The sequence below is a fragment of the Sutterella massiliensis genome (assembly GCF_016899755.1).
GTDB lineage: Bacteria > Pseudomonadota > Gammaproteobacteria > Burkholderiales > Burkholderiaceae_F > Sutterella > Sutterella massiliensis.
Map to the genome: position 1 here is coordinate 1 of NZ_JACJJC010000433.1, position 268 is coordinate 268.

1 protein-coding gene is annotated in these 268 nt (G+C 63.4%); it reads left to right on the forward strand.

The features are described from left to right. On the forward strand, positions 1-268 hold a 268-nt coding region (locus H6A60_RS13210; RefSeq protein ID WP_205105325.1), incomplete at both ends, for a hypothetical protein.

The following is a 268-nucleotide window of genomic DNA, read 5'->3' on the forward strand; positions in this document are numbered from 1 at the left end:
GGCGAATTTGCCGAATCGATGAGGCGCACCGAGCATTTCTCGGAAAGCAACGGCGGCACCGACGATGCCTACGGCCTTCAGGCGGATGGCGAAGCGCCGGAATTCACGGAAGCGGGGACGCCCGAAGCGCAGGCGCTCTTCGACGCTGCGCTGGTGGCTGCGCGTGAAGCGCCTGAGATTGAGAGCGAATCGGACGGACAAAAGGCGATCGATCACATTGTCGATCTGATGGGCGACCCGGATCACCCCGCATCCGTCTTGTCGGCGC